This window comes from Rhodococcus sp. MALMAid1271, assembly GCF_049195265.1.
Taxonomy (GTDB): Bacteria; Actinomycetota; Actinomycetes; order Mycobacteriales; family Mycobacteriaceae; genus Rhodococcoides.
In genome coordinates this window covers 1-7,076 of the sequence record NZ_JBMIRQ010000041.1, presented here as the reverse complement: position 1 = coordinate 7,076, position 7,076 = coordinate 1, and the positions used below count along the sequence as shown (strand labels likewise).

9 protein-coding genes are annotated in these 7,076 nt (G+C 61.2%); 7 read left to right on the top strand and 2 right to left on the bottom strand.

Going from position 1 to position 7,076, the window contains the following annotated elements; translation table 11 throughout:
* The 3 genes from ACOQFP_RS02955 to ACOQFP_RS02945 all read left to right on the top strand — a co-directional run.
* The coding region (locus ACOQFP_RS02955; RefSeq protein ID WP_421583394.1) for a hypothetical protein at positions 1–289 on the top strand (289 nt) is incomplete at its 5' end.
* A 2-nt stretch (positions 290–291) separates the two neighbouring features.
* Positions 292–1,359 carry a hypothetical protein gene (locus ACOQFP_RS02950; RefSeq protein WP_421583393.1) on the top strand — a complete coding sequence of 356 codons (1,068 nt, stop codon included), beginning with the start codon at positions 292–294 and terminating at the stop codon, positions 1,357–1,359.
* A gap of 28 nt (positions 1,360–1,387) precedes the next feature.
* On the top strand, positions 1,388–2,143 hold the full coding sequence (locus ACOQFP_RS02945; RefSeq protein WP_421583392.1) for a hypothetical protein: 756 nt from the start codon (positions 1,388–1,390) through the stop codon (positions 2,141–2,143).
* A 134-nt stretch (positions 2,144–2,277) separates the two neighbouring features.
* Here ACOQFP_RS02945 and ACOQFP_RS02940 read toward each other — a convergent pair whose 3' ends face one another.
* Positions 2,278–2,742: a nucleoside deaminase gene (locus tag ACOQFP_RS02940; RefSeq protein WP_421583391.1), complete on the bottom strand. Its 465-nt coding sequence runs from the start codon at positions 2,740–2,742 to the stop codon at positions 2,278–2,280.
* Between the two features lie 65 nt (positions 2,743–2,807).
* On the opposite strand from ACOQFP_RS02940, the gene ACOQFP_RS02935 reads away from it, so the two are divergent.
* Entirely contained in the window at positions 2,808–3,068 is a 261-nt protein-coding gene (locus tag ACOQFP_RS02935; protein ID WP_421583390.1) for a glycerate kinase, read from the top strand.
* A gap of 36 nt (positions 3,069–3,104) precedes the next feature.
* Here the strand turns inward: ACOQFP_RS02935 and ACOQFP_RS02930 are convergent, their stop codons facing one another.
* A complete protein-coding gene (locus tag ACOQFP_RS02930) occupies positions 3,105–3,239 on the bottom strand; it encodes a hypothetical protein (protein ID WP_421583389.1) in 135 nt (44 codons plus the stop codon).
* Positions 3,240–3,364: 125 nt separating this feature from the next.
* On the opposite strand from ACOQFP_RS02930, the gene ACOQFP_RS02925 reads away from it, so the two are divergent.
* The 3 genes from ACOQFP_RS02925 to ACOQFP_RS02915 all read left to right on the top strand — a co-directional run bounded on the left by ACOQFP_RS02925 (position 3,365) and on the right by ACOQFP_RS02915 (position 6,912).
* Positions 3,365–5,824, top strand: coding sequence for an SEC-C metal-binding domain-containing protein (locus ACOQFP_RS02925; RefSeq protein ID WP_421583388.1), 2,460 nt, complete (start codon positions 3,365–3,367; stop codon positions 5,822–5,824).
* A gap of 152 nt (positions 5,825–5,976) precedes the next feature.
* Positions 5,977–6,498, top strand: a complete 522-nt coding sequence (locus tag ACOQFP_RS02920) for a DUF3558 domain-containing protein (RefSeq protein ID WP_421583387.1) — start codon at positions 5,977–5,979, stop codon at positions 6,496–6,498.
* Between the two features lie 12 nt (positions 6,499–6,510).
* Entirely contained in the window at positions 6,511–6,912 is a 402-nt protein-coding gene (locus ACOQFP_RS02915) for a hypothetical protein (protein WP_421583386.1), read from the top strand.
* Positions 6,913–7,076 lie beyond the last annotated feature (164 nt).

Below are 7,076 nucleotides of genomic sequence, written 5' to 3'. Positions count from 1 at the left end.
ACACATGACCCTGTACGTCGACGTCGCGGTGCTACGCGATTCCGCGGACGCAATGATGAAAATTGCCGACGACTTCGACACCGCAGCGTCGTCGATCCCCGACGCCGCCGATACCGGTATCGGAGCGCCGGCGCTGGCCGGCATGCTGGCGCTGTTCACCGGTCGCGGCAGCGAACTGCAGACCGCATTGGCGTCGTATTCGGTCGCACTCGATGAGTGCGCCTCCGAATACGAGACCCAGGACGCCGCCACAGCCGACGAAGTCAACGCTGCGCTCTGGGAGAAGTGAAAGTGCCCATCGACACGAAAGTCGACGGCAACGTGGGCTCGGTGCAGGCATTGGCCGGGTGGCTTCGCAACAGCTTCGCCGATGGCCTGCGCACCTCCATCGACACGCTGGATACCACCAGAAATCGAACAGACGCCGGATGGGATGGCCCGGCATCCGAGGCCTTCTCCGTGCAGGCGTTTACCACCACGGACGGTGCCTCTGACTTAGCGACTGCAGCAGCAGATTACGCCGCCAAGGTCGACGCCTTCGCTGCAGCGCTACAGGCATTGCACGACGGTATGCGTGACATCCGATCGGACGCAATCGATGCTGGACTCGACGTCATCGACGACGCCATCATCGAACCCATCGACGATGCCCTGCGCGATACTTTCGACGCTCTGGAGCGCAGAGTCGCGCAACTGCGCGGCGAAGAGACCATGGCGGGCGAGAAGCTCAAAGTCGATTACATCGACGCGGCAGCCAAGACCTTCTTCTTCGGTGGCTCGGTAGCAATCGGGTTGGCGCAAGCGGCGATGGAAACGCGCGCGTGGTTGATGACCACGAAAGCCAAAGGCCTACATGCGCAGGCCGTTCGATGGGCCGAGTTTGCCCGAACGGCCCCCGCAGGGTCTCCCTTCTCGGCTGTCTACCGCGACTTCGGATTTTCCGACTTCCTTCGGGACCAAGCCGATGACGTGGGTCGGAATGCAGATGACCTGAACTCGAAGGCAGGAAGATGGGCATTGCGTGCGGGAGGTGGCTTGACGGTGCTCAGCATTGGCTACGACATCGCGAACGGTAAGCCCGTCGACCAGGCCGTCGTTGCCGGTAGTTTGGGGTTCGGGGCGTCGGTGGCCGCAGGGGCATTGATCGGCACCGCGATACCCATCCCTGGGGTGGGGACGCTCGCTGGCGCTATTGGTGGCGCAGCATTCGGCATCTTTACCTCGGGAATGGTCGACAGCCTGTACGAAGATGGGTTCGACTCGGTCGGCGATACTGCGCAGGATGGCTGGCGTGCCCTCATAGACACGAAATCTGCGGTGTCCGACCTGACGACGGAAGTGTGGGATGCAATCTTCTGACCCGTCGAGCCATGGAACACCGGAGTACGTGGCTGAGACTCGTTTCGACTTGAAGTTCTCGGCGCAAATGCTGTGTCTCGAGTTGATCGGAATTCTTTTCTTGTGGGGCGCAGCTACTAACATGACTACTCTGGGCCCAGTATTTGGCACCGCGCTGATGTGCTTGTCCGGCATCTACTCCATCCCTCCCGTCATCCAACTGTTCTATCAACCTGGGACGTCATCGGGATCTCGTGTTCGACGAACGACGAACGGTTCGACCGTGCGCTATCGGCATGCTGTGTTGTGGCTGTGCATGGCCGTCGTGGTGTTCGCTGGATCGGGAGTCCTACTCCTGGGTCTGGGCCCCGGTTCCCTGTTCGCCGTTATACCGTTCGCGGTTGTGGCGGCCGCGTGCTTCGCTTTCCCAGTAGTCATATTGACAGGCAAGGTACGCCAGGGATTCGTGGAACTGACGCCCAATGGCGTCACCCAGCGGGGATACGGGTTCGTGAAGATCATCCCCTGGGAATTGATCAATGATGTCCGGCTGGAGCCGCACTGGCCGCCGTCGATTCTGGTGGTGACCGACTACTACCCGCCGTACTCGCATACCAAAACCACACGACTGCCGATGGACGCAAACCCCAGTCCGCTGCCTGGAGCCTTCATCGACTGTCGCTTTTTCGACATCCATCCTGTTGTTTTCGTCCAATGGATTCGCTTCTACCGCGACTACCCGACGCTGAGAAAAGAACTAGGCACAGATGCTGCCACCGAACGGCTTGCAAGCCTGCTGCCATGACCGACAAGGCATGTGGAAAAGGTTCAGCGCCTAGACGGGCCTACCAGGCAATCCTGTTGACGTATCGGTCGGTGAGCGTCACAGGTCCGGATGAAACCCTGTCAGTGTAGAGATCGTGAACCCAGCAGCATTGCTCATGCCTCCTCACCGATGTCTTCGAGCCACAGGGCCGGTCGCTCCTCCAACATGCGTTCCATGAGCTGCAGACAGGCGGGGTCGTCGACGACGTCGACCTGAACCCCATGTTTGCGGAGCAAGCTTTCCGACATCTCGAACGAGCGGTTCTCACCGATGACGATTCGCGGAATCTCGTACAGCAGCGCGGTTCCCGCACACATGAAACACGGGGACAACGTGGTGTAGAGGACCGACTTTCGATACACCGCAGCCGGCAGCCGTCCTGCTCGTTCGATGCAGTCAGTTTCTCCGTGACGGATCGCGCTGTCCATCTGGACCCGGCGATTCCGCCCCACCGCCAGTACTTCACCGTCGTGGACGAGTGCCGCACCGATCGGAACGCCGCCTTCCTCCCAGCCGATCCGGGCCTGCTCGATGGCGAGTCCGAGAAAGTACTCGTCGGTGCGTGCGGGATCGGTCACGGTTCCTCCTGAGCGTCTACGACCTGTGGATGTAACCCTCGTCAGTCGACCAGGCGTCGGACAGAATGCCAAATTCCGACCTCGTGGTGACGGGTGAGGGCATGTTCGATCGCACGTCGCTGACGGGCAAACTCGTCGGATATGTCGTCCAAATATGTTCGGATGCTTCGGTTCCGGTGGCAGTGGTCGCCGGTGTGGTGAATTCGGACGTCGAGGTGCGGACCGTGTCGTTTTCGGATCTTTCCGGCAGCGTGGAGGCGGCCGTGGCGGATCCGCGACGATGGTTGAGGGAAGCTGGACGGCGTCTGGCGGACGAGATGTTGTGAAGTCCGGCAGCTCCGCGAAGAACTACCCGGTGATGGTCATCTGTTGGCGTCGCCTGGTTGGTAGTAAGGCAGTGACTTCATCGCATCCAGGAGGGCCGGTCGAAAAGGTTGCGGCACTATGTACTTTTCGTCGCAGACCAGCCACCCGTAGGCGATGAATTGATCCAGCATGCCGCGGAGTATCAGTGCCTCGATGTGTTCGAACAGATCCCCGGCGGCGGCCGGGCCGACGGCCGGGCACCGCGTCCGCGCGTGCTGGTACCCACCTTCCCCCCGTCGCGTTTATGCTGGCCGCGATGGACGACAACGATGATTACGACGAGCTCGATGCAGCAGCCCTCGACGTCCTGCGGGAACTCGGCCCACTGAGCACCGAGGACTGGGCGAATGTCATGTCCGACCGAGGATTCGGGCATCGACGCGATATGTACGAACTCGTCGACACTGTCGATTCGGTCGATCTGGCTTTTCTGCCGGACATGCGCAACATCGCTGTCGACGCGCTGTTGGAGGGCCGCGTCCTCACCCACCGGCTCACCGAGCAGGAGGTGGCGTCGGACATCATCGACTCGATGGAGGACCTGTCGCCGATCACGACTCTTCTGCAGTTCGCCGGGGATCCAGCTGGCTTTCGCACGAAGTACCGAGGTATTGGTGACGACGAGATCTTCACCGTTCGCGGCATCGACGACCCGCTGTGGCCGCCCAGCGAAGCGCTCGTGCTTCCGCAGGGGACGCTGAGTGACTACGAGCCAGGTGAACTCGTATCGCTCGTTGTGGCGGGTGGCGAGGTCTGTATTCGTTCCGTCGATGGCCCGCTGGAGCAGGTCGACGTCACTGCCGCCGTGCTAGAGGTTGTGCCCGAAGACGAGAGCGTCGATCGCGATGCTGTTGTCTACCAGCTGATGTACGACCAACCGGACCTGTTCACGAAACCAGGGCCGCCGCTGTCTGAGATCTTTGCCGGTGCCGGCTTCGAACAGTCGGAAGACAGTGTGGCACGAACAGGATTCGACTTCGAGGCCGCGGCGGCCACCACTCGAACGAACATCGTCTCCAACACTTTCGGAGTCGATGCCGCCGACGCACGTGCACTCGTCCTGTTCGGCGACATCCTGCGGGAAATCCGCGGCGAGGCCGCCTACGACGCCCAACAGCGTGCCGAGGCGGCGGTCTCGGACGGTGCAGACGAGCTCGCCCCGCTTGGTCGATCCGAGGTTGCGGCACTGGCACTGCGGAGACAGCTCAACGGCGACGGGGCTGCGGAGGCGTTGCTGAACGTTGCCGACGCGCTGCTCACTGCAGGGCCGCGGCGGGTGACCGCAGCTGCACACTGGTTCCGTGCTACCGCGCTGGACCGACTCGGAGACGCAATCTCGGCTGAGAAGGCGTTGGAGAAGGCGCTGGACGCCGACTCGCATTTCGAACCTGCGGTGCTCTCTCTCGCCGAGTATGCGTCGACGCGGGGAGACGCGGTCCGTGGTCTGTCTCTACTCGGTCGTATCGATTCAGCCGCGGGCGCGGACCTGCGACAGTTGTTGGAGCCGTACGTTCCTCAGGATCGGTCCGATCTGGGTCGTAACGACCGTTGCTGGTGCGGGTCGGGGCGAAAGTACAAGGTGTGTCATCTCGGTAAGAGTGTTCTTTCGCTCGATGATCGCGCACAGTGGCTGTACCAGAAGGCCGGTGGCTATGCTGCGACCGCGAACGCAGCGGATCTCATTCTCGGTCTGGCGGAGATACGCACTGCGCATCTCGGCGGTGGTGGCGATTCGCTGTCGAAGGCTTTCGATGACCCGTTCGTCGGCGATGTCGTGTTGTTCGAGGGCGGAGGCTTCGCCGAGTTCGTGACTTCTCATGGGCCGCTGCTTCCAGCCGACGAATTGATGCTGTCTCAGCAATGGCTTCTGGTGAAACGGTCGATTCACGAGATCGAATCGGTCAGCCCCGGAGAAGGCATGTCTCTGCGCGACATTCGCACCGGTGATCGGCTCGACGTCACGGAACGTTCGGCCAGCCGACAGTTGGCTGCAGGACAATTCATCTGCGCGCGAGTCGCACCAGTCGGTGAGCATTATCAGATCTTCGGTGGGATCGAACCTGTCGATCCAGCGCAACGTGCGGAGCTGATCGAGATCCTCGACGCCGATCCTGTCGATCCCGAGTCTTTGGTGAGCTTTCTCAGCGCCCGGTTTGCTCCTCGCCGAATCGAAACTCGCGACGGCGATCCGATGGTGTTGTGCGAGGCCGTTTTCGAGCTAGGCGAAGTCGGGGGGCTACGGCGCAGGCTGAGCCGGAAATACGGGGCCGCGGAGGGGAATCGTTGGCATTGGATCATCGAATCGAGTATCCTCGGAACTCTCACCCTGGACGGCACCTGCTTGACGGTGGAAGCAATGTCCGAACGCCGTATGGACACGTTGATCGATGACGTGATGACACTTCACCCCGATGCGGATCAGATGAGCGAAAGACGCCTCTCGGCGGAAGAAGCGATGGCAGAGAGGTCGGGGGAGGAGGCAGTGCCCGTCGAGGTTGCTCCCGAGCTGGCTGCGCTCCTCGACAAACAGGTCCGTGCATACGAAAAAAAGTGGATCGGCGAATCCATTCCCGCACTCGAAGGTTGGACGCCACGCGATGCCGCTGCAGATCCGACTCGTCGCGATGATCTCGTTCGACTTCTCGACTCTTTCCCGGACGAGGAGCGACCTGGTGCGATGAGCGTGCGTCGACTGCGCGCCATGCTGAATCTGTGAAGAACACATCGGTGTTCCTGCTACTGACGTGAATGGATTCGCACGGTGGGGTGGAACCGATTCGTCACTCGCTGCGTCCAACGCAGTGGACGGGGTCGACGAAACGGAATGGTGTGAACACAAAGCGATGGTGGGCGGCAGTTGTTGTTGGCATGACTGCGCTGGTCGCCGGATGTGGTGGGGTGACCGAGGGCGCGGCGGCTGCAGCACCGTCGACGACGGCCGTCGCTGCGACTGAGTCGACTACAGCGTGGGATCCGTGCACCATCCCGGATGAGGCGATCGAAGCCGCAGGACTGGCTGTGGAAACAAAGAAAGCAAATTTAGTGGGTGAACGGCCGATTTCGCCCGATTGGTCGACGTGTTTCTGGAGAAATCCGCTCCCAGAATCGTGGTATCTGGTCGGCGTCTTCTCATCAATGTTTTCGCTGGACTATTTGCGCGACGAGGGGCCGTTCGAGCAATTCACGGCGATCGACGGGTTCGATGGCCTGCGGTTCCAACGCAAGATCAAGTACGACGAAGTCAGTTGCGGCATTGCAATCGGGCACGACAACGGCGTTGTCTACTTGATGCTCGATGGTCTTGCACGAACCGAGCCCCTCGCCGATCCGTGTGTTGAGGTCGAGCGCCTTGCTCGGTCCCTTCGTCCGTCCCTTCCGTCGTTGAGCTGACAGGAGAAAACGATGGGTTCCGAACCCAATGAGCTGGCTGCGTCGATGAGTCAGTGGCAGGCGCTGTCTGCGCAAGCAGAGGCCGGAGTGTTGGAAATTCCGGAGGGGGTGGCGTTCCAGTGCGACGAGGTCTGCGCCGCCTACATTAGGCACCTGCAAGACATGGTGGGCCAGACCAAGTCGCTCATCGACGTCGAGGCCTTCGGCACCCTTGATTCGGCTCAACAGCTCGGTCGGAAGTTCGAGAAGATCTCCTTCAGTGGCGAGCGATCATTGCGGGTGGTGCTCTTGCAGCACATCGATGTCATCGAATTGATGCGCTCGGTGTTCCGCCGGTACTTCGACGAGGCCGAATATTCCGATCAGCGGACGTCGAAGTCGATCACCGACATCGCGGAGGGTGCGGGGAAGTAATACCGGCGCTGCCCGGATGCTGCTCGCTCCGGAACGGAACCGAACAGCCACTCGCTGCGTCTGATCTGTCGTGGGGTTCGACCTCCCCGCGCTCGGTCAGGGGGAGAAGATGCGGCTACCGGACAACATTCCACCCGTCGTGTATGTGCCGTGCACTGCGCATG

Bases quoted from the DNA above. Each gene is read 5' to 3' on its own strand.
- ACOQFP_RS02935 (WP_421583390.1), top strand. From the start codon at position 2,808: ATGCCAAATTCCGACCTCGTGGTGACGGGTGAGGGCATGTTCGATCGC.
- ACOQFP_RS02930 (WP_421583389.1), bottom strand. From the start codon at position 3,239: ATGCTGGATCAATTCATCGCCTACGGGTGGCTGGTCTGCGACGAAAAG.
- ACOQFP_RS02925 (WP_421583388.1), top strand. From the start codon at position 3,365: ATGGACGACAACGATGATTACGACGAGCTCGATGCAGCAGCCCTCGAC.
- ACOQFP_RS02920 (WP_421583387.1), top strand. From the start codon at position 5,977: ATGACTGCGCTGGTCGCCGGATGTGGTGGGGTGACCGAGGGCGCGGCG.
- ACOQFP_RS02915 (WP_421583386.1), top strand. From the start codon at position 6,511: ATGGGTTCCGAACCCAATGAGCTGGCTGCGTCGATGAGTCAGTGGCAG.